Consider the following 19,839-nt stretch of genomic DNA (forward strand, 5'->3'; position numbering starts at 1 on the left):
GCACCGCGGGTGCCGGGCGCACTGCCCGGCGCACCGTCGTGAGCGAGGTCGTGAGCGCGCCGGTCGTGACGGCGGCGCGTGGTTCGATGGCGTCGTGAGCGAGCCGGAGGACACGTCGCGGGCGGTGCAGGACACCCTGCTCACCGTCGCGCCCGCCGCGCCGCGCCGGGGGCCCGCGCCGCCGGCGTCGCACCAGATCGCCGCGCACCTGCCGGTGGCGCGCCTCGCGCTCGACCTCGCGCCCCCGCACCTGGACCGCCCCTTCGACTACCTCGTGCCCGCCACGATGTCCGACGACGCGCGCCCGGGGGTGCGGGTCAAGGTGCGGTTCGCGGGCCGGGACGTCGACGGGTACGTGCTGGAGCGCGTCGACCGCTCGGACCACGACGGGCGCCTGCTGCCGCTGCGGCGCGTCGTGTCGGCCGAGCCCGTGCTCGCACCCGCCGTCGCCCGGCTCGCGCGCACGGTCGCCGACCACTACGCGGGCACGCTCTCGGACGTGCTGCGCCTCGCCGTGCCGCCGCGGCACGCGCGCGCCGAGCAGTCCTTCGCGGCACGGTCCGCCCCCGGCGCGGTGCCCGCGCCGGGATCGTCCCCGGCCGGGGACGCCCCGGTCGCCTCGAGCGAGGGCGCCGTCGCCGCCGAGGCGGCTCCTGCGGGTCCTCCCGTCGACGAGCCCGTTCCCGCGCCTGCCGAGCCCGTTCCCGGGTCGCTGCCCGCCCCGGCGCGGGCGCCGCACCAGGAGTCCGTGTGGGCCCCGTACCGGGCCGGCGCCGCGTTCCTCGCGCACGTCGCGGGCGGCGGGGCGCCCCGGGCCGTGTGGACCGCGCTCCCCGGTCTCGCGCCCCCGGCACCCGAGACGGTCCCCGAGGGTCGGCGCGGCGCGGGCCGCTCCCGCAAGGAGCCCGACGCGCTGCCCGTCACGCACTGGGCGGCCGCGGTCGCCGAGGCGGTGCGCGCGGCCCGCTCGGGCGGGCGGGGCGCGCTCGTCGTCGTGCCGGACGCGCGCGACGTCGACCAGGTGTGCGCCGCGCTCGCGGCCGCCGGGCTGCCCGCGTGGGACGCGGCGACCGGGGGCGAGGTGGTGCGGCTGACGGCCGACGAGGGGCCCGCGCCGCGCTACCGCGCGTTCCTCGCCGTCCTGCACGGTGACGCGCGCGTCGTCGTGGGGACCCGTGCGGCGGCGTTCGCACCCGTGGTCGACCTCGGGCTGGTGGTCTGCTGGAACGACGGCGAGGACACGCTCGCGGAACCGCGCGCCCCGTACCCGCACGCGCGCGAGGTGCTCGCGCTGCGCAGCGACCAGGAGGGCGCGGCGTTCCTGCTGGGGTCGCACGGGCGCACGGTCGCGGCGCACGCGCTCGTCGTACGGGGCTGGGCGCACGAGCTCGCGGCGCCGCGCGACGTCGTGCGGGCCCGGGCGCCGCGCGTGCGGGCGCTGACCTCGGTCGAGCTGGCGGCGGAGGGACCGGGCGCCGCGGCGCGCATCCCGACGGCCGCGTGGCGCACGGCGCGCGCGGCGCTGGAGCAAGGGCCGGTGCTGGTGCAGGTGCCGCGGTCGGGGTACGTGCCGGTCGTGGCGTGCGGCCGGTGCCGCACGCCCGCGCGCTGCACGGTGTGCCACGGGCCGCTCGCGCTGTCCGGCCCCCAGGCGACGCCCCAGTGCGCGTGGTGCGGGGCGCTCGCGGGCGGGTGGTCGTGCGCGGAGTGCCACTGGACGGGGCTGCGGTCGGTGCGCGTGGGGTCCCAGCGCACCGCGGAGGAGCTGGGCCGTGCGTTCGCGGGGGTCCCGGTGCAGGTGTCGGGTGCCGCGGCGGCGGGCGGGGTGCTGGGGGCGGTGTCCGCGCGTCCTGCGCTCGTGGTCGCGACGCCGGGCGCCGAGCCGGTCGCCGAGGGCGGGTACGCGGCGGCGCTGCTGCTGGACGCGGCGGTGAGCACGGCGCACGTCGGGCTGGACGTGGCGCAGGACGCGCTGGCGCGCTGGCTCGCCGCGGCGGCGCTCGTGCGGCCCGCGACGGCGGGCGGGCAGGTGCTGCTCGTGGGCGACGCCGCGCCCGCGCCGACGAACGCCCTCGTGCGCTGGGACCCGGCGCTCCTCGCGGACCGGGAGCTGGACGAGCGGGTGGAGCTGTCGCTGCCGCCGGCGGTCCGGGTGGCGGCGGTGACGGGCGACCGTCCCGCGGTGGCGGCGGTGCTGGGCCGGGTGGCGCTCGCGGGCCCGGAGACGGTGCTGGGTCCGGTGGAGGTGGCGGCGTCGCCGCGCGGGCGGGGTGCCGACGGGGCGGACGGCGCGGCGCCCGGGCTGGTGGACGCCCCGCCCGTGCGGGCGGTGGTGCGGGTCCCGGTGCGCGACGGCCGCCGGCTGGCGCGCGAGCTCGGTGCGTCCGTCGCGGTCCGGTCCGCGCGGCGGGAGCCGGGTAGCGTGCGGGTGGAGCTCGACCCGAAGGAGATCCTGTGACGCACCGCCCTGTGACGCACCGCCCCGTGCCCGCCGTCCCGACCGTCGCCCCCGTCACCGAGGCGTCCGCCGACGAGACCCCCGACCGCGACCTGGCACCCGCCGCCCGCGAGATCGACGCCGTGCTGTACGACTTCGGCAACGTCCTGGTGGGCTGGGACCCGTACGGTGCGTACGACGGCGTCGACCGGCGGGACGTGGACGCGTTCTTCGCCGACGTGGACTTCCGGGTGCTCAACCACGAGCGGGACGCCGGTGCGACGTGGCAGGACGCGCGCGACCGCGTGGCGGCGACCCACCCGCACCACGTCGCGCTCCTGGACCGGTACGTCGAGCGGTTCCCCGCGACGCTCACCGGCCCGGTCGAGGGCTCCGAGGAGCTCGTGCGCGAGCTGCGGGACCTGGGCCTGCGGCTGTACGGGCTGACGAACTGGTCCGCGGAGCTCTTCGCGCACGCCGCGCCGGCCGCTCCGGCCACGGCCCTCATGGAGGACGTGCTGGTCTCCGGTCGCGAGGGCCTGGCCAAGCCCGACCCGGCGATCTTCGCGCTCGCGGTCGAGCGGTTCGGTCTCGACCCGGCCCGGACGCTGTTCACCGACGACAGCCCCGCCAACGTCGACGCCGCGAGACGCCTCGGGCTGCGCACCCACCTGTTCGAGGGCACGGCGGGCCTGCGCGCGGCGCTGCGCGACCTGGGCGTGCCGGTCGGCCCCGAGGGCGCCGGGTCGTGATGGGCGCTGGGTCGTGACGGGCGCCGCGTCGTGACGGGTGCCGGGGTGCCGCGCGCGCTCACGGCCCTCGAGCGCGACGTGCTCGTCTGGATGCTCCGCCACGGGTGCCGCGGCGAGGCGGTCGCGCCCGACCGGGACGCGGCCGACCGTCGGCGCTGGCTCGCCCAGGTCGACGCGGTGCGCGTGCGCGGCGGGTGCGCGTGCGGGTCCTGCCCGACGATCGACCTGGGCGGCGACGACGGTCCCGTCCCCGCGCAGGGCCCGCGCGTCGTGCTGGAGGCGGGCACGGACCGCTTCCTCCTGCTGCTGTTCGTCGACGACGACCGGCTGAGCTGCCTCGAGCTCGCTCCCGTGGACGACGAGGCGTTCCCCGCCTTCCCGCCGGTCGCCACGCTGGCGACCTGACCTCCGGGCCCGTACCGGGCGCCTGCGCATACCGGGCGACCGACCCGTGCACGGGGACGCTCCCGGGTCTGCCGCCCTGCCCGGCCACCTAGAATCGGGCCCATGCGCCTGCTGTTCGCGGGGACCCCGGATACCGCGGTCCCGTCCCTCGACGCCCTCCTCGACTCCCGCCACGAGGTGGTCGCCGTGCTCACGCGCGCCGACGCGCCGTCGGGCCGCGGACGGCGCCTGACCCCCAGCCCCGTCCGCGTGCGTGCCGAGGAGGCGGGGATCCCCGTCCTCACGGACCGGCCCCGTGGCGAGGAGTTCCTCGCGCGCCTCGCCGCGCTCGACGTCGACGCGGCGCCCGTCGTCGCGTACGGGGAGATCCTGCGCCCCGACGTGCTCGCCGTGCCGCGGCACGGGTGGGTCAACCTGCACTTCTCCGTCCTGCCCGCCTGGCGCGGCGCGGCGCCCGTGCAGCGCGCGATCATCGCGGGCGACGAGGTGACCGGGGCGACGACGTTCCTCATCGAGGAAGGGCTGGACTCGGGGCCCACGCTCGGCACCGCGACGGAGACGATCCGGCCCCGGGACACCGCGGGCGACCTCCTCGGCCGTCTCGCCGTCTCCGGTGCGGGCCTCCTCGTCGCCACCCTCGACGCCCTCGAGGACGGCACCCTGCGCCCGCAGCCCCAGCCCGCCGACGGCGTCTCGCACGCCGCCAAGCTCACGACCGCCGACGCGGAGGTCCGCTGGGACCACCCGGCGCTCGCGGTCGACCGTCTCGTGCGTGGCTGCACCCCGGCACCCGGGGCGTGGACGACCCTGCCCGGCGCCGACGGCACGCCCACGCGCCTGGGGCTCGGCCCGGTCACCCTGCGACCCGACGTCGTCGACCTCGCCCCCGGGCGCGTGCGCGCCGGGAAGAAGGAGGTGCTCGTCGGGACCGCGACCCACGCCGTCCAGCTGGGGGAGGTGGCGCCCGTGGGCAAGAAGCACATGGCCGCCGCGGACTGGGCGCGCGGCGCCCGGCTCGACGACGCCACGGTCCTCGGTGCGGAGACCGCCCGATGAGCGCCGAGCGCCGCGACCGCGACGGTTCGAACGCACGTTCGAACAGGAGCGGGCGACCGCAGCGCCGGGAGGGCGCCGCGTCGAACAGGCATTCGAGCGATGGCGCCCCGGGTGGGGCCGACAACTCGAACGCACGTTCGAATGTTGGTGCCGCGCCGGCCGGCGGGGGAGACGAGCGCCGCGACGCCCGAGGGCGCCAGCGCGGCGCCGCCCGCTCCCGCGGAGAGGTGCACCGCGGCTCCGCAGCACCCTCCCAGCGCCGCAAGGGCACCGACCCCGCACGGGCCGTCGCGTACGACGTCCTGCGCCAGGTCGACGGCTCCGACGCCTACGCCAACCTCGTCCTGCCGCCCCTGCTGCGCGAGCGCGGCATCCGCGGACGCGACGCCGGCTTCGCGACCGAGCTCGCCTACGGCACCCTGCGCCTGCGCGGCCGCTACGACGCGATCCTCGCGCACTGCCTCGACCGCCCCCTCGACCGCCTCGACCCGCCCGTGCTCGACGTCCTGCGCCTCGGCACCCACCAGCTCCTCGCCATGCGCGTCCCGCAGCACGCCGCCGTCTCCGAGACCGTCGGCCTCGCCCGCGAGCGCACCGGCGCCGGCAGCGCCCAGCTCGTCAACGCCGTCCTGCGCCGCGTCGCCCGCACCCCCCTCGACGACTGGCTCACGACCCTCGCCGACGACGCCCCCGACCCCCTCGCGGCGCTCGCGGCCACCCAGAGCCACCCCGTCTGGATCGCCCGCGCCCTGCGCGACGCCCTCGCCGGCAACGGACGCCCCGTCGACGAGCTCGACGCCCTCCTCGCCGCCGACAACGACGCCCCCCGCGTCACGCTCGTCGCGCGCCCCGGCCTCGCCGACCCCCACGAGCTCGCCGACGGCGACGGCCGCGTCACCCCCGCCCGCTGGGCACCCACCGCGCTCACCCTCGACGGCGGCGACCCCGCCGCGTTCGGCGCCGTGCGCGACGGCCGCGCCGGCGTCCAGGACGAGGGCAGCCAGCTCGTCGCCCTCGCGCTCGCCGCCGCACCGCTCACCGGACCGCAGCCCGGCTCCACCGGCGACGACGCGCGCTGGCTCGACCTGTGCGCCGGACCCGGCGGCAAGGCCGCGCTCCTCGCGGCGCTCGCGGCCGAGCGCGGGGCGCGCCTCGTCGCCAACGAGGTCCAGCCGCACCGCGCACGCCTCGTGGAGAAGGCGCTCGCCGCCGTGCCCGCGGACGCCGTGGAGGCCGTGCGCACGGGTTGCGGGCGCGCCGTCGGGCAGGACGAGCCGGGCGCGTACGACCGCGTGCTCCTCGACGCCCCCTGCACGGGCCTCGGGGCCCTGCGCCGTCGGCCCGAGTCGCGGTGGCGCCGCACCCCGGCGGACCTCGCGACCCTCACCGGGCTCCAGCGCGAGCTCCTCGACTCCGCGCTCGACGCCGTCCGGCCCGGGGGAGTGGTCGGGTACGTCACGTGCTCGCCCCACCTCGCCGAGACCCAGGTCGTCGTCGCCGACGTGCTGCGCCGTCGCGACGACGTCGAGGTCCTCGACGCCCCGGCCGTCGTGCGCGACGTCGTGCGCCCCGAGGTGCGCGACACCGTCGAGCTCGGGGACCGTCAGGACGTCCAGCTCTGGCCGCACGTCCACGGCACCGACGCCATGCACCTCACGCTCTTGCGCCGCACGGTGTGAGCGCCGCGCCCCGCGTCGCGATGTCGTCATATCTCGACAACGCGGGGGTGTCAGAGTAACCTGACACCGTGTCGTGTCAGGGAATCCCGACGCGGCAGCACGTCAGGGCACCCCACGGCAGGAGAGCGAGCATGGCCGACACCTGGACCACCCCCCGCAGCCCCCGCGACCTCGGCGCCTACCTCAGCCGCGTCCGCCGAACCCGCGGACTCACCCAGGCCCAGGTCGCCGACGAGCTCGGCATCACCCGCCAGTACCTCTCCGAGCTCGAGAACGGCGTCGAGAACCTCTGGGTCCAACGACTCTTCGAGCTCCTCGACACCCTCGACGTCGACCTGCGACTCCAGGAACGCCGATGACCACCCTCACCGCCTGGCTCTACGGCACCCCCGTCGCCACCCTCGCACCCACCGGCCTGCGCACCACCGACGGCACACCCCGCGTCACCCTCACCTGGACCACCGACGCCCTCGACCGCTGGGGGCACGACGCCCGCGTCCTGTCCCACCTGCTCCCCATCACCCCACCCGACGAACCCCCGCCCCACCCCGCGCGCGTCGCCGCCTGGCTCGACGGACTCCTCCCCGAGGGCCGCACCCGCGACGCCATGGCCATCGACGCCGGCATCGACCCCGACGACGCCCTCGCCTTCCTTGTCCACTACGGCCACGACACCGCCGGCGCCGTCCTCCTCGCACCCGAAGGACGACCCCTCCCCACCCCCCGCACCCCCGAACGCCTCGACGACGCCGCCGTCGCACGACTCCTGCGCGCCGCCGTCGCACGCAGCGGGGGAGAAGGCCGCGCCGACCACCTCACCAGCTCCCTGCCCGGCATGGAACCCAAGATCACCCTCCTCCACGACGAGCACGGCTGGGCCCGACCCCACGGCACCGCACCGACCACCCACATCCTCAAGGTCGCCCGCCCCTCCGACTCACCCACCGCCGACCTCGTCAACACCGAGGCCGCCGCCCTCGACCTCGCCCGCCGCATCGGCCTCACCACCGTCGACGCCCACGTCACCGAGCTCGACGGCGAACGCGCCATCGTCGTCACCCGCTACGACCGCGTCCCCGACCCCACCGACCCCACCGGCACCGCACGCCTCCACCAGGAGGACGCCGCCCAGGCCCTCGGCATCAACACCCGCGACCCCGAACGCAAGTTCCAGCACGGCCGCCGCTTCCCCTCCCTCGCCGCCATCGCCCGCACCCTGCGCGACGACGGCACCCGCCCCGACCCCCTCCTCGCCCTCACCACCCTCAACCTCGCCCTCGGCAACACCGACGCCCACGCCAAGAACATCTCCGTCCTGCGCCACGCCGACGGCACCGTCCGCCTCGCCCCCGCCTACGACATCGCCATGCACCTCCACCACGACCACGCCTCCCGCGTCTTCGCCATGGACGTCGCCGGCGAACGCGACATGGACCGCCTCACCGCCGACCACCTCGTCACCGAGGGCACCACCTGGGGACTGCCCCGCCGACGCGCCCAGCGCGCCGTCGCCCAGACCCTCGACGGACTCCTCGCGGCGCTCGCGGACATCGACCGCGACGCCCACCCCGGCGTGAGCCGTCACGCCTGGCGCACGGTCGAGCGCCGTACCACCGACCTCCGCCGCGGCCTGGTCGTCTAACGGTCCCCTTCTCACGCCGAGCAGGTGGTCGTGGCGGGTCCGGGCGCCCTCAACCACCGGGGCCGCCTGCTCGCCCCGCCGGGTCGGGGCGCCCCAGGGTGCTCAGAGGGTGCGCTGGAGCAGGATCGTGTCGACCCAGCGGCCGTGCTTGAACCCGACGGCGGTGAGGCGGCCGGCCTCGACGAAGCCGAAGCGGCGGTGCAGCGGGAGCGACCCGGCGGCCTCGGGGACGTCGGCGACGACGGAGACGACCTGGCGGACCCCCGCGGCGGCGAGCGCCTCCAGGAGCGCGGCGAGCAGCGCGGTGCCCACCCCGCGCCCGGCGTGCTCCGGGTCGAGGTAGATCGTGTCCTCGGCGGTGTGCCGGTAGGCGGGCTTGGGGCGCCAGGCCGACGCGTACGCGTAGCCCGCGACGACGGCGCCGGTCGGGGAGCCCGGCCCGCCCGGGGCGTCGACCTCGGCGACGAGGAACGGCAGGCCGCGCGCGGTGACGTCGTCGAGCTTGCGGTGCCACGCCGGGACGTCCCAGACCTCCTCCTCGAACGTCACGCACGTGTCGCGCACGAACGGGGCGGCGATCTCCGCGACCCGCGGCAGGTCGTGCACCGTGGCCGGGCGCACCGTCACGGCGGGCGCGGAGGCGTGCGGGTGCCCGGGGCGGTGCGGCGTGCCGCAAACGGAGGAAGGGGGCGAGCCGGGGGAGGGGGAGGAGAGGTCGCTCACGCGACGAGGGTACGAGCACCGGGCTCCGGCACGCGCCCCTAGGCTGGGCCCATGGCAGCCCTCATCGCACCGAGCATCCTGTCCGCCGACTTCGCGAACCTCGAGCGCGACCTGAACGCGATCGCCACGGCGGACTACGCGCACGTCGACGTCATGGACAACCACTTCGTGCCGAACCTCACGCTCGGGCTGCCGGTGTTCGAGCGCCTGGCGCAGGTGTCGCCCGTCCCGATCGACGCCCACCTCATGATCGAGGACCCTGACCGCTGGGCGCCGGCCTACGCGGAGGCGGGCGCGGCGTCGGTCACGTTCCACGCCGAGGCCGCTGCTGCCCCTGTGCGGCTCGCTCGCGAGCTCCGCCGCCTGGGAGCCCGCGCAGGCGTCGCGCTGCGCCCTGCGACGCCGGTGGAGCCCTTCCTGGACCTGCTGACCGAGGTGGACATGATCCTCGTCATGACGGTCGAGCCGGGCTTCGGCGGGCAGTCCTTCATCGAGGGGACGCTGCCGAAGATCCGGCGGGCGCGCGAAGCCGTGAGCGAGTCGGGCCTCGACGTGTGGATCCAGGTCGACGGGGGAGTGTCCCGCTCGACGATCGAGCGAGCCGCGGACGCGGGGGCGAACGTCTTCGTCGCCGGGTCGGCGGTCTACGGGGCGGAGAACGTGCCCGAGGAGATCCAGGCGCTGCGCGAGCTGGCGGAGGCGTCGGCGCACGCCCACTGACGTCAGGGCGGGAAGGGGCCCTCTTCGGGCCCCTTCTTCGTTTCACATAAAATAGTGTGCCAAGCGCACATCTTTCCTCGACGGGACCGCGAGAACCTCACCACCAAGCACGGAGAAGGGGGTCGGGGCCAGCCGTCGGACGGCGAAGCTCGACGCCTCGGGGGGAGGCGGTGCTCCCGAGCGGCGACCTCGACGGGAGCGGGCGAGGTCGCGCCGGACCGCCGGTCGCACCCGCGCGGGGCGCACCCGGAGTAACATCGGCGGTTGCAGTACGCAGTACGCACGAACGTGCTCCGGGGTCGGTGCAATTCCGAGCCGGCGGTGACAGTCCGCGACCCGCGCCCACGCGCGGTTGACCTGGTGGAACTCCAGGACCGACGGTGAAAGTCCGGATGGGAGGAAGCACGTGCGGCGTGGCCACGCCTCCGCGCGTGGTGCTCCGGCGACCCGCCGGCGCACCCGTCCGGGACGGTGACGGTCTCGCCGTGGTGAGCGACGCCGTCGAGCCCTCGTGGCTCGACCCGCCGCCCGCCCTCACCCCGGAGCGCCCGTGCCCGGGAGGAGGACGATGGGCGAGCACCCCCGCACCCTGACGGTCGACGCCGCGATGACGCGCGCGCTCGAGCTGGCGGCCCGAGGGCCGGCACACGGGCCGAACCCGCGCGTCGGGTGCGTCCTGCTGGGCCCTCCGCCCGGCGCGACCCTGCCCGACGGCGCCGCGCCCGGCTCGCTCGACCCGCACCCGCGGCCCGTGCTCGCCGAGGGGTGGCACCGTGGCGCGGGGACGCCGCACGCCGAGGCGGCGGCCCTCGCGGACGCCCGGGCGCGCGGCGTCGACGTCGCCGGAGCGACGGCGGTCGTGACGCTCGAGCCGTGCGCCCACACCGGTCGCACCGGCCCGTGCGCCGACGCCCTCGTCGCCGCGGGCGTGGCGGAGGTCGTGCTCGCCGTCGACGACCCGAACCCCGTCGCCACGGGCGGCGCGCACCGGCTGCGGGCCGCGGGGGTCCGCGTCGTGCGCGGCCTGCGCGCCGCCGAGGGCGAGGAGCTCCTGCGGGTGTGGCTCGCGGCCGTCCGGCGCGGCACGCCGTACGTGACGCTCAAGACGGCCACGACGCTCGACGGCTACGTCGCCGCGGAGGACGGGACGAGCCGGTGGATCACCGGGCCGGCGGCGCGCGAGCACGCGCACCGCGTGCGGGCGGAGGTGGACGCGATCGTCGTCGGCACGGGCACGCTCCTGGCCGACGACCCCGAGCTCACCGCGCGGGTGCGCGGTCACGGCCCCTCCCACGTCGCTGCGCACGACGCCGCGAGCGCCGCGCGTCTGGCGGAGCACCAGCCGTTGCGGGTGGTCGTGGGGTTGCGGGGTGTCCCGCCGACGGCGCGGGTCCACGGGGAGGGTGGCGAGCTGGTGCACGTGCTGACGCGGGACGTCGGTGAGGTGCTGGAGCGGCTCGCGGAGCGCGAGGTGCGGCACGTGCTGGTGGAGGGCGGTCCGACGCTGGCGACGGCGTTCCTGGCCGCGGGCGCGGTGGACGAGCTGCACGCGTACGTGGCCCCGGTGCTGCTGGGGGGCGGGCGGCGAGCGGTGGACGGGTTGGGTGTGGCGACGATCGCCGACGCGCACCGGTTTCGCACGGTGGAGGTGAGGCGTGTCGGGGACGACGCGCTGGTGGTGTCCAGGAAGAGCACGGAAGGACGGGTGGGTTGATGTTCACGGGGATCGTGGAGGAGATCGGCAGGGTCCGGGGGATCGGGTTCCCGGGGGGCGCGGGGGAGGACGCGGTGCTCACGGTCGAGGGGCCGCTCGCGGCGTCGGACGCGGCGCTCGGTGACTCGATCGCGGTGAACGGGGTGTGCCTGACGGTCACGAGCCTCGGGGGCGACGGGTCGTTCACGGCGGACGTGATGCCGGAGTCGTTGCGTCGGACTGCGCTGGGTGACCTCGTGGCGGGGTCGCCGGTGAACCTGGAGCGGGCCGTCCGGGCGGACGCGCGGCTGGGCGGTCATGTGGTGCAGGGCCACGTGGACGGTGTGGGCGTTCTCGTGAGCCGCGCGCCGGGGGAGCGGTGGGACGACCTGGTGCTCTCCGCGCCTGGGGGTCTGACGCGGTACGTGGCGGAGAAGGGCTCGATCGCGGTGAGCGGGGTGTCGTTGACGGTGACGCACGTGGACGACGAGACGTTCGGCGTCTCGCTGATCCCGACGACGCTCGAGGCGACGATCCTCGGGCGACTGGTGCCGGGCGACCGGGTGAACCTCGAGGTGGACGTGCTCGCGAAGTACGTCGAACGCCTGCTGGTGTCCGGCGTGGTCCCCGGGAGCGCGTCGTGACGGGCGCGGGGTCCGCGAGCGCCGCGGTGCCGGAGGGGTCGGGGGGCGTGCGGCTGGGGTCGGTCGAGGAGGCGTTGGCGGCGATCCGGGCGGGGCGTCCGGTGCTGGTGGCGGACTCGCCGGACCGGGAGAACGAGGCGGACGTGGTGTTCGCGGCGCAGGGGGTGTCGGCGGAGTGGGTGGCGTGGACGATCCGGCACTCGTCGGGGTACCTGTGCGCGCCGATGCCGGCGGCGCGGGCGGACGCGTTGGAGCTGCCGTTGATGGTGCCGCACAGTCAGGATCCGCGGCGGACGGCGTACACGGTGACGGTGGACGCGGCGACGGGGGTGTCGACGGGGATCTCGGCGGGGGACCGGGCGCGGACGTTGCGGGTGCTGGCGGACCCGGCGTCGGGTGCGGGAGATCTGATCCGGCCGGGTCATGTGCTGCCGTTGCGGGCGGTGCCGGGGGGTGTGCTGCATCGTGCGGGGCACACGGAGGCTGCGGTGGACCTGGTGCGTCTGGCGGGGAGGGGTGAGGTCGGGGGTATCGCGGAGCTGGTGCACGACGACGGGACGATGATGCGTCTGGGGGACGCGGCGGCGTTGGCGGAGCGTGACGGGCTGGTGCTGATCACGATCGCGGACCTGGTGGCGTGGCGGCGGGTGCACGACCCGGCGCCCGCGGTGGCCGCCGAGGTGCCGGATCGGGAGGCGGTGGCGCGGCGGGTGCACCGCACGTCGTCGGCGGAGCTCCCGACGGCGCACGGCCGGTTCCGGGTGGTGGGATACCGGGACCTGCGTACGGGGGCGGAGCACGTGGCCCTGGTCCCTGCGGTCGCCCCTGCTGGTGCCTCGGGTCGGGGTGAGGCTGGTGCGGAGGCCGCGAGCGCCGTCGGGACGGAGGTGGTGCCGGTGGTGCGGGTGCACTCGGAGTGCTTGACGGGGGACGCGTTCGGGTCGTTGCGGTGCGACTGCGGTCCGCAGCTGCAGGCGGCGTTGGGGCGGGTCGCGGCGGAGGGGGGTGCGGTGGTGTACCTGCGGGGGCACGAGGGTCGCGGCATCGGGCTGCTGGCGAAGATCGGGGCGTACGAGCTGCAGGACGCTGGTCTGGACACGGTGCAGGCGAACCTGGAGCTGGGGTGGCCGGTGGACCGTCGGGAGTACGGGGCGGCGGCGGCGATCCTGGCGGACCTCGGGTTGTCGCGGGTGCGGTTGCTGACGAACAACCCGGCGAAGGTGACGGGTCTGGTGGCGTCGGGCATCGACGTGGTGGGGGCGGAGCGGATCGAGGTGGGTCACGGTGAGCACAACCGGGCGTACCTGGTGACGAAGAAGGTGGCGATGGGTCATCTGCTGGACACGGTGGCGGTCCCGGACGGGGCTGTCCTGGTGGAGCCGGGCGACGAGCCGGGTACGGAGACGAAGGAGGACGAGGGATGAGCGGGGCAGGTGCGCCGACGGTGAGCGTGGACGGGTCGGGGCTGCGGGTGACGGTGGTCGCGGCGAGCTGGCACACGGAGGTGATGGACGGGTTGCTGGCGGGCGCGCGGCGGGCGTTGGCGGCGGCGAACGTGTCGCACGTGAGCGTGGTGCGGGTGCCGGGGTCGTTCGAGCTGCCGGTGGCGGCGGCACGCGCGGTGGAGCACGGCGCGGACGCGGTGGTGGCGCTGGGGGTGGTGATCCGTGGGGGGACGCCGCACTTCGAGTACGTGTGCCAGGCGGCGACGTCGGGTCTGACGGACGTGAGCGTGCGCACGGGGGTGCCGGTGGGGTTCGGTGTGCTGACGTGCGACGACGAGCAGCAGGCCCTGGACCGGGCGGGCCTGGAGGGGTCGCGGGAGGACAAGGGTGCGGAGGCCGCGGAGGCGGCGGTCGCGACGGTCGTGGCGCTGCGCGACCTGTGACGGGGGCGGTCGGGGCGTGCCCGCTGGGCGGACACGCCCCGGCCGGGTCCGGGTGGCGGATACCCTGGAGCCCGTGAAGACGTTCGAGTCCCTGTTCGCGGAGCTGTCCGAGAAGGCCACGACGCGACCTGCCGGTTCCGGCACGGTCGCGGAGCTGGACGCCGGCGTGCACGCGATCGGGAAGAAGGTGGTCGAGGAGGCCGCCGAGGTGTGGATGGCCGCCGAGTACGAGGGCGACGTGAAGACGGCGGAGGAGATCTCCCAGCTCCTCTACCACCTGCAGGTCCTCATGCTGGCGAAGGGTCTGAGCCTGCAGGACGTGTACGAGCATCTGTGAGCGGCCGCGCCGGTGAGCGTCCCCGCTCCCGGCCGCGAGCGCCGCTCGCCCCTCGCTCGTCCCTGCTGTTCCCCTCTTCCTGCCCGATCCCCTGAACGAAGGTCCTGTCATGCTGCGTATCGCCGTCCCCAACAAGGGGTCCCTGTCCGAGCCCGCCGTCGAGATGCTGCGCGAGGCGGGGTACCGCCAGCGCCGTGACCCGCGCGAGCTGGTGCTGGCGGACCCGGACAACGATGCCGAGTTCTTCTTCCTGCGCCCGCGCGACATCGCGGTGTACGTGGGGTCGGGCACGGTCGACGTCGGGGTGACGGGTCGGGACCTGCTGCTGGACTCGGGCGCGGACGCGGTGGAGCACATGCAGCTCGGGTTCGGGGGGTCGACGTTCCGGTACGCGGCGCCGGCGGGGACGATCACGTCGTTGGAGCAGGTGCAGGGGCTGCGGGTCGCGACGTCGTACGAGGTCCTCGTGGAGGGGCACCTGCGGGCGCACGGGGTGGACGCGACGGTGGTGCACCTGGACGGTGCGGTCGAGTCGGCGGTGCAGCTCGGGGTGGCGGACGTGGTCGCGGACGTGGTCTCGACGGGCACGACGCTGCGGGGCGCCGGCCTGGAGGTGTTCGGCGACCCGATCCTGGTGTCGGAGGCGGTGCTGATCCGGCCGCGCAAGGTTGCGGAGGCGGACGTCCCGGCGGGGGTGGAGGTGCTGTCCCGTCGCCTGCAGGGGGTGCTGACGGCGCACGAGTACGTCCTCATGGACTACGACGTGCCGGTGTCGCTCGTGGACCGTGCGGTCGCGATCACGCCGGGCCTGGAGTCGCCCACGGTGTCCCCGCTGCACGACCGGGACTGGGCGGCGGTGCGGGCGATGGTGCGCCGCGACCGCACGAACCAGGTCATGGACGCCCTGTACGACGTGGGTGCGCGCGCGATCCTCGTGACCCGGATCCACGCCTCGCGCCTCTGACCTCGTGCCGCCGGTGGGTGGTCGGCGGGTGTGAGACGGTGGCGGCATGAGCACCGACCCGTTCCCCGATCCCGGCCTGCCGGGCGACCGCGACGACGACCCGTACCGCACGTTCCGGCCCCGGTTCGGCCTGGTGTCGGCCTGGGCGACGGGCGTGGTCGTCGTCGGCGGGTGCGTCGTGGTGGGGCTGTCCGCGACGGGGCCGCTCGGCACGTCGTGGGTGAACCGGCTGTCCATCGCGGCGTTCGCGCTGTTCGCGGCGTGGCTGCTGTGGCGCCTGGGCGGCGTGCACGCCGTCCCGACGCGCGAGGGCCTGCGGGTGCGCAACGTCATCTACACGCGCCGCCTCGCCTGGCCCCAGATCGTGTCGGTCCGCTTCGGCTCCGGAGACGCGTGGGTGCGTCTCGACCTCGCGGACGGGTCCACCCTCGCCGTCATGGGCATCCAACGGGCCGACGGCGCCCGGGGCGAGGCGGAGGCGCGTCGCCTCGCCGCCCTGGTGAAGGCGCACGGCGAGGCCGACGAGTAAGAACCGCAGGCTGGCGGCCCCCGTGCCCGCGCCCCCGTCACCCCGTACTGACGACGACGGCCCCCGGATCGAGAAGATCCGGGGGCCGTCGTCGTGCGCCGGCGGGGGCTGCCGCCGACGGAGCGGTCAGAACGCGGCGCGGGTCAGAACGCGGCGCGGTGGCGCGGCTTGCGCTCGCCCCGGTCGTCGGCACGGTCGAACCGGTCACGACGCTCGTCACGACGACCCGACGGGCCGTGCCCGGCACGCGGGCCCCGGGACGCGGGCGCGCCCTCGTCGAGACGGATGCGCAGCGCCTTGCCCGCGACCCGCGCCCGCGAGATGCGGTCCATCGTGTCCGCGTCGAGCGGGGCGGTGATGTCCACGAGCGAGAACGACGGGAAGATGTCGATCTTGCCGACGTCCGACCCGGCCAGACCCGCCTCGTTCGTCAGCGCGCCCACGATCCCGCCCGGCATCACGCCGTCCTTGTGCCCCACCGACAGGCGGTAGCGCGTCCCGACGGCGTCGCGGCGGATACCGCGCGTCCCGTCGCCCTCGCGCCGGCCCGACGCACGGTCACCGCGCGACGGACGCTCGGCCGCGCGCTCCGTACGACGCGCCTTCGACTGCTCGCGCGCCGCGGCCCGCTCCGCCTCGAACCGCTCCTGCTCCTCACGGGCACGCGGACCGTCGTCACCGACCGCGAGCGCCGCCATGGCCGCGGCGAGGTCGACCGGGTCGACGTCGTGCTCGGCGAGGAAGGTGCGCACCATGTCGGCGTACATCGACAGACGGCCCGCCTCCTGGCGGGCGGGGACCTGCCCGAGCAGCGCCCGCACCTTGTGCGCGGACACGTCCGCGGGGGAGGGGATCTCGATCTCCTGCAGCGGGGTGCGGGTCGTGCGCTCGATCGCGCGCAGGCGCCCGCGCTCGTGCGGGGTGACGAAGCTCAGAGCCTCGCCGGTGCGGCCCGCGCGCCCGGTGCGGCCGATGCGGTGCACGTACGCCTCGGGCTCGCCCGGCAGGTCGAAGTTCACGACGAGACCGATGCGGTCCACGTCGAGGCCGCGCGCGGCGACGTCGGTCGCGACGAGGACGTCGAGCGCCCCGGAGCGCAGGCGCTCCACGATCCGCTCGCGCTCCTTCTGCGCGACGTCGCCCGAGATGGTCGCGGCCGAGATGCCGCGCTCGACGAGCGCGGACCCGACCTCCTCCGCGGCGCCGCGCGTGCGGGTGAACACGATCGCGGCCTCGGCGTCGGACGTGGCCAGGACGCGCACGAGGGAGCCGGTCTTGTGGCGGAACGGCACGACGGCGTACGTCTGGCGCACGCTCGTCACCGTGGAGGACTGGCGGGCGACGGCGATCTCGACCGGGTCGGTGAGGTGCTCGTTCGCGACGCGGCGGATCGGGGCGGGCATCGTCGCGGAGAACAGCGCGACCTGACGCTCGCGCGGCGCGCGGGAGAAGATCGTGTCGACGTCCTCCGCGAAGCCCATGCGCAGCATCTCGTCGGCCTCGTCGAGCACGAGGAAGCGCACGTCGTCGAGCACGAGGGTGCCGCGCTCGATGTGGTCGATGACGCGCCCCGGCGTGCCGACGACGACCTGCGCCCCGGCCGCGAGCGCCCGCTGCTGCGGCTGGTAGGGGGAGCCGCCGTACACGGCGACGACGTCGACCTTGGGCAGGTGCGCCGCGAACGACTCGACGGCGTCGGCGACCTGCATCGCGAGCTCGCGCGTCGGGGTGAGGACGACGGCCTGCACGCGCCGCAGCGTGGGGTCGATCGCGGCGAGCAGCGGGAGGCCGAACGCGGCGGTCTTGCCGGTGCCGGTCTGCGCGACGCCGGTGATGTCGCGGCCCGCGAGGAGCGCGGGGATGGCCTCGGCCTGGATCGCGGACGGGGTGACGAACCCGAGGTCGGCGACGGCGCGCTCGAGGGGCGCGGGCAGGCCGAGGTCGGAGAACACGGGGCCGGTGGGAGCGGTCTGCTCCGCGACGGCGGGGGAGGTGTCGGTGGAGTGGTCGAGGGCGTGCGAGGGCGCGACGACGTCAGCAGTCATGAAAGGGTGAGGACCGTTCGTTTCGGGGTGTGGAGTGGCGTGCGGTCACCGGGTCGGTTCTCGCAGGTCGCACTCCCGAACACACCAGGCCGGCCACCGCCACGATCGGGGAGATCAGGGGGGTCGGCCACTCTCACGGACACACGCGGGACGAGCGACGAACTCCAAAGGTCCACCCATCGTACCGGAGGGCGCGGGCGGGCCGCGGGGCCGGGCCCGGTGACGTCCCTCACCCGCACCCGCCCCGCCGGTGCCCGGCCCGCCCCGGACACCGGGCGAAGCGGGTGATTTCGGGCCCTGCGGGGCGCCGCGCCGCGAAATGAGGGCCCAGGTCACCGGGGCCGGTACGTAGGATGGTCGCGCGCGGCAGGTCGCCGCGACGGCGCGACGCGAGCACGGGGCGGTGGGTGTGACGGCAGGGCAGCAGGTCAGCTCGCGCGTCCTGACCGTCCCGAACGTCATCAGCCTCCTGCGGCTGCTCCTCGTGCCCGTGTTCGCGGTCCTCATCGTGCGCGGCGACGACGTGTGGGCCCTGGTCGTCCTCGCGGTGTCCGGGGCGTCGGACTGGCTCGACGGCGTGCTCGCACGCCGCCTGGACCAGGTGAGCCGCCTCGGGCAGATGCTCGACCCCGCCGCCGACCGCCTCTTCATCCTCGTCACCCTCCTCGGGCTCGCGTGGCGCGACGTCGTGCCCGTGTGGCTCGTCGTCGCGATCGTCGCGCGCGACGTCCTGCTCGCGGGACTGCTGCCGCTGCTCGCCCGCCACGGCTACGGGCCGCTGCCCGTGAGCTTCTCGGGCAAGGCCGGCACGTTCGCCCTGCTGTACGCGTTCCCGCTGCTGCTCCTCGCGGAGATGCCGGGCTGGCTCGGCGACGTCGCCGCCGTCACCGGGTGGGCGTTCACCTGGTGGGGCGTGGGCCTGTACTGGCTCGCGGGCGCGCAGTACGTGCTGCAGACCCGGGCGCTCGTCCTGCGCGACCGCGCCGCCCGCACCGACCGGCCCGGGACCGCGACGAAGGAGACGCCGTGACCGACACGCGACCGGACCAGCCCGCCGCCGCGCGCCGCGCACCCGTGGACGCGTCCATGACCCTCCTCAACGAGGTCATGCACCGCCCCCTCGACCCCGGGTACGCCGCCGCGGCCGCGCGCCGCGCCGCCGGCCAGACCCCGCACCGCGGGCGCACCGGCACCGTCGCGCTCGTCACCCTCGCCGTCGTCCTCGGCGTCGTCACCACCGCCGCCGCCGTGCAGCTGCGCGCCCCCCAGCCCGGCGTCATCGCCGCACGCGAGACCCTCGAGCAGGAGATCCTCGAACGCCAAACCACCGCCGAGGAGCTCTCCGCGCGCGGCGCAGAGCTGTCCGGCGAGATCGAGCAGCTCCAGGGCGCGGCCCTGAGCGGCGCGAGCGCCGACGTGCTCGACAGCCTCCAGGAGGAGGGCGCGCTCACCGGGACGCAGCCCGTCGAGGGCCAGGGCGTCGTCGTCACCCTCGACGACACCGGCGGAGGCCTGTCCTCCGGGGCCACCGACGCGAGCTCGCTCGTGCACGACTCCGACCTGCAGCGCGTCGTCAACGCCCTGTGGGCCGGCGGCGCCGAGGCCGTCGCGATCAACGACCAGCGCCTGACCGGCCTGTCCGCGATCCGCAGCGCCGGCGACGCCGTGCTCGTCGACCTGCAGCCCCTCGTCGGCCCCTACCGCGTCGAGGCGATCGGCGACCCCGACGCGATGCGCACCTCGCTCCTGCGGTCCGGCACGTCCGACTTCCTCCAGCTCCTCGGCACCCAGTACGGCATCCGCTCCGGCGTGACGACGCAGAGCCGCCTCGACCTGCCCGGCCGGTCCGCGCCCACGCTGTTCTTCGCGCACGCCCCGGAGACGACCGTAGACTCCGACGCACCCGCCGAGGAGACCGGCCCCGCGCCGGGCACGACCGACGGGTCCGGGACCCCATCCGCACCGCACGAGACAGGGCAGGAGATCGTCGAATGATCGCAGTCGTCGGACTGGTGGTGGGCATCGTCGCGGGCCTCGTCCTGCAACCCACCGTGCCCGTGTCGCTGCAGCCCTACCTGCCCATCGCCGTCGTCGCCGCCCTCGACGCCCTGTTCGGCGGCCTGCGCGCCCGGCTCGACGGCCTGTTCGACGACAAGGTCTTCCTCGTGTCGTTCCTGTCGAACGTCGTCGTCGCCGCCCTCATCGTGTTCCTCGGCGACCAGCTCGGGGTCGGCAGCCAGCTCTCGACCGCCGTCGTCGTCGTCCTCGGCATCCGCATCTTCTCCAACGCCGCCGCGATCCGGCGCCACATCTTCAAGGCGTGAG

The 19,839-nt window shown here is 76.0% G+C and carries 20 protein-coding genes and 1 riboswitch; of the genes, 18 read left to right on the plus strand and 2 right to left on the minus strand.

All coding sequences use genetic code 11. The features are described 5' to 3' along the window. The first annotated feature begins 94 nt into the window (after positions 1 to 94). From BJP59_RS07795 to BJP59_RS07825, 7 genes are all read left to right on the plus strand, one after another. Positions 95 to 2,458 (plus strand): primosomal protein N', encoded by a 2,364-nt coding sequence (locus tag BJP59_RS07795; protein ID WP_194522624.1) that lies wholly within the window; start codon positions 95 to 97, stop codon positions 2,456 to 2,458. Continuing rightward, the gene (locus BJP59_RS07800; protein WP_336244617.1) at positions 2,455 to 3,189 is read left to right on the plus strand and encodes an HAD family hydrolase; all 735 of its coding nucleotides are present in this window, start codon (positions 2,455 to 2,457) and stop codon (positions 3,187 to 3,189) included. Before BJP59_RS07795 ends, BJP59_RS07800 begins: the two co-directional genes overlap by 4 nt. Positions 3,190 to 3,234: 45 nt before the next feature. After that, on the plus strand, positions 3,235 to 3,594 hold the full coding sequence (locus BJP59_RS07805) for a hypothetical protein (protein ID WP_194522625.1): 360 nt from the start codon (positions 3,235 to 3,237) through the stop codon (positions 3,592 to 3,594). 102 nt (positions 3,595 to 3,696) lie between these two features. Continuing rightward, on the plus strand, positions 3,697 to 4,650 hold the full coding sequence (gene fmt / locus BJP59_RS07810) for a methionyl-tRNA formyltransferase (RefSeq protein ID WP_194522626.1): 954 nt from the start codon (positions 3,697 to 3,699) through the stop codon (positions 4,648 to 4,650). Further along, complete coding sequence (locus tag BJP59_RS07815; protein WP_194522627.1) at positions 4,647 to 6,329, plus strand: transcription antitermination factor NusB; 1,683 nt, start codon at positions 4,647 to 4,649, stop codon at positions 6,327 to 6,329. The genes fmt and BJP59_RS07815 overlap by 4 nt, the downstream gene beginning before the upstream one ends. A gap of 131 nt (positions 6,330 to 6,460) precedes the next feature. Beyond that, positions 6,461 to 6,688 carry a helix-turn-helix domain-containing protein gene (locus tag BJP59_RS07820; protein ID WP_031316417.1) on the plus strand — a complete coding sequence of 76 codons (228 nt, stop codon included), beginning with the start codon at positions 6,461 to 6,463 and terminating at the stop codon, positions 6,686 to 6,688. Continuing rightward, positions 6,685 to 7,971 (plus strand): type II toxin-antitoxin system HipA family toxin, encoded by a 1,287-nt coding sequence (locus tag BJP59_RS07825; RefSeq protein ID WP_194522628.1) that lies wholly within the window; start codon positions 6,685 to 6,687, stop codon positions 7,969 to 7,971. The genes BJP59_RS07820 and BJP59_RS07825 overlap by 4 nt, the downstream gene beginning before the upstream one ends. 102 nt (positions 7,972 to 8,073) lie before the next feature. Here the strand turns inward: BJP59_RS07825 and BJP59_RS07830 are convergent, their stop codons facing one another. After that, positions 8,074 to 8,694, minus strand: coding sequence for a GNAT family N-acetyltransferase (locus BJP59_RS07830; protein ID WP_228485333.1), 621 nt, complete (start codon positions 8,692 to 8,694; stop codon positions 8,074 to 8,076). A 51-nt stretch (positions 8,695 to 8,745) separates the two neighbouring features. On the opposite strand from BJP59_RS07830, the gene rpe reads away from it, so the two are divergent. The 8 genes from rpe to BJP59_RS07870 all read left to right on the plus strand — a co-directional run bounded on the left by rpe (position 8,746) and on the right by BJP59_RS07870 (position 15,469). Next, entirely contained in the window at positions 8,746 to 9,414 is a 669-nt protein-coding gene (gene rpe / locus BJP59_RS07835) for a ribulose-phosphate 3-epimerase (protein ID WP_009863278.1), read from the plus strand. 284 nt (positions 9,415 to 9,698) lie between these two features. Continuing rightward, positions 9,699 to 9,824, plus strand: a riboswitch (FMN riboswitch). Between the two features lie 158 nt (positions 9,825 to 9,982). Continuing rightward, the gene (ribD, locus tag BJP59_RS07840; protein WP_228485334.1) at positions 9,983 to 11,128 is read left to right on the plus strand and encodes a bifunctional diaminohydroxyphosphoribosylaminopyrimidine deaminase/5-amino-6-(5-phosphoribosylamino)uracil reductase RibD; all 1,146 of its coding nucleotides are present in this window, start codon (positions 9,983 to 9,985) and stop codon (positions 11,126 to 11,128) included. Further along, positions 11,128 to 11,751, plus strand: a complete 624-nt coding sequence (locus BJP59_RS07845) for a riboflavin synthase (protein WP_194522629.1) — start codon at positions 11,128 to 11,130, stop codon at positions 11,749 to 11,751. The genes ribD and BJP59_RS07845 overlap by 1 nt, the downstream gene beginning before the upstream one ends. Beyond that, the gene (gene ribB, locus BJP59_RS07850) at positions 11,748 to 13,175 is read left to right on the plus strand and encodes a 3,4-dihydroxy-2-butanone-4-phosphate synthase (protein ID WP_228485335.1); all 1,428 of its coding nucleotides are present in this window, start codon (positions 11,748 to 11,750) and stop codon (positions 13,173 to 13,175) included. Before BJP59_RS07845 ends, ribB begins: the two co-directional genes overlap by 4 nt. Next, positions 13,172 to 13,639 carry a 6,7-dimethyl-8-ribityllumazine synthase gene (gene ribH, locus BJP59_RS07855; protein WP_047234219.1) on the plus strand — a complete coding sequence of 156 codons (468 nt, stop codon included), beginning with the start codon at positions 13,172 to 13,174 and terminating at the stop codon, positions 13,637 to 13,639. Before ribB ends, ribH begins: the two co-directional genes overlap by 4 nt. 73 nt (positions 13,640 to 13,712) lie before the next feature. Continuing rightward, the gene (locus BJP59_RS07860; RefSeq protein ID WP_024839663.1) at positions 13,713 to 13,976 is read left to right on the plus strand and encodes a phosphoribosyl-ATP diphosphatase; all 264 of its coding nucleotides are present in this window, start codon (positions 13,713 to 13,715) and stop codon (positions 13,974 to 13,976) included. A gap of 109 nt (positions 13,977 to 14,085) precedes the next feature. After that, the gene (gene hisG / locus BJP59_RS07865; RefSeq protein WP_009865157.1) at positions 14,086 to 14,940 is read left to right on the plus strand and encodes an ATP phosphoribosyltransferase; all 855 of its coding nucleotides are present in this window, start codon (positions 14,086 to 14,088) and stop codon (positions 14,938 to 14,940) included. Between the two features lie 46 nt (positions 14,941 to 14,986). Further along, positions 14,987 to 15,469, plus strand: coding sequence for a PH domain-containing protein (locus BJP59_RS07870; protein ID WP_194522630.1), 483 nt, complete (start codon positions 14,987 to 14,989; stop codon positions 15,467 to 15,469). A gap of 143 nt (positions 15,470 to 15,612) precedes the next feature. Here the strand turns inward: BJP59_RS07870 and BJP59_RS07875 are convergent, their stop codons facing one another. Next, entirely contained in the window at positions 15,613 to 17,514 is a 1,902-nt protein-coding gene (locus BJP59_RS07875) for a DEAD/DEAH box helicase (protein ID WP_194522631.1), read from the minus strand. Positions 17,515 to 17,923: 409 nt separating this feature from the next. Here BJP59_RS07875 and BJP59_RS07880 point away from each other — a divergent pair, with 409 nt between their 5' ends. From BJP59_RS07880 to BJP59_RS07890, 3 genes are read left to right on the plus strand one after another with little or no spacing between them, the layout of a single operon-like run. Beyond that, positions 17,924 to 18,544 (plus strand): CDP-alcohol phosphatidyltransferase family protein, encoded by a 621-nt coding sequence (locus BJP59_RS07880; protein WP_194522985.1) that lies wholly within the window; start codon positions 17,924 to 17,926, stop codon positions 18,542 to 18,544. Beyond that, complete coding sequence (locus BJP59_RS07885) at positions 18,541 to 19,509, plus strand: DUF881 domain-containing protein (RefSeq protein WP_228485336.1); 969 nt, start codon at positions 18,541 to 18,543, stop codon at positions 19,507 to 19,509. The genes BJP59_RS07880 and BJP59_RS07885 overlap by 4 nt, the downstream gene beginning before the upstream one ends. Next, positions 19,506 to 19,838 carry a small basic family protein gene (locus BJP59_RS07890; RefSeq protein ID WP_021483549.1) on the plus strand — a complete coding sequence of 111 codons (333 nt, stop codon included), beginning with the start codon at positions 19,506 to 19,508 and terminating at the stop codon, positions 19,836 to 19,838. The genes BJP59_RS07885 and BJP59_RS07890 overlap by 4 nt, the downstream gene beginning before the upstream one ends. The last annotated feature ends 1 nt before the right edge of the window (position 19,839 follow it).

Source organism: Cellulosimicrobium sp. JZ28 (genome assembly GCF_015327065.1).
GTDB lineage: Bacteria > Actinomycetota > Actinomycetes > Actinomycetales > Cellulomonadaceae > Cellulosimicrobium > Cellulosimicrobium funkei.

Coding starts and splice junctions, on each gene's coding strand:
- hisG (WP_009865157.1), top strand. CDS start 14,086: ATGCTGCGTATCGCCGTCCCCAACAAGGGGTCCCTGTCCGAGCCCGCC.
- ribD (WP_228485334.1), top strand. CDS start 9,983: ATGGGCGAGCACCCCCGCACCCTGACGGTCGACGCCGCGATGACGCGC.
- BJP59_RS07890 (WP_021483549.1), top strand. CDS start 19,506: ATGATCGCAGTCGTCGGACTGGTGGTGGGCATCGTCGCGGGCCTCGTC.
- ribH (WP_047234219.1), top strand. CDS start 13,172: ATGAGCGGGGCAGGTGCGCCGACGGTGAGCGTGGACGGGTCGGGGCTG.
- BJP59_RS07870 (WP_194522630.1), top strand. CDS start 14,987: ATGAGCACCGACCCGTTCCCCGATCCCGGCCTGCCGGGCGACCGCGAC.
- BJP59_RS07845 (WP_194522629.1), top strand. CDS start 11,128: ATGTTCACGGGGATCGTGGAGGAGATCGGCAGGGTCCGGGGGATCGGG.
- rpe (WP_009863278.1), top strand. CDS start 8,746: ATGGCAGCCCTCATCGCACCGAGCATCCTGTCCGCCGACTTCGCGAAC.
- BJP59_RS07875 (WP_194522631.1), bottom strand. CDS start 17,514: ATGACTGCTGACGTCGTCGCGCCCTCGCACGCCCTCGACCACTCCACC.
- BJP59_RS07815 (WP_194522627.1), top strand. CDS start 4,647: ATGAGCGCCGAGCGCCGCGACCGCGACGGTTCGAACGCACGTTCGAAC.
- fmt (WP_194522626.1), top strand. CDS start 3,697: ATGCGCCTGCTGTTCGCGGGGACCCCGGATACCGCGGTCCCGTCCCTC.
- BJP59_RS07820 (WP_031316417.1), top strand. CDS start 6,461: ATGGCCGACACCTGGACCACCCCCCGCAGCCCCCGCGACCTCGGCGCC.
- BJP59_RS07825 (WP_194522628.1), top strand. CDS start 6,685: ATGACCACCCTCACCGCCTGGCTCTACGGCACCCCCGTCGCCACCCTC.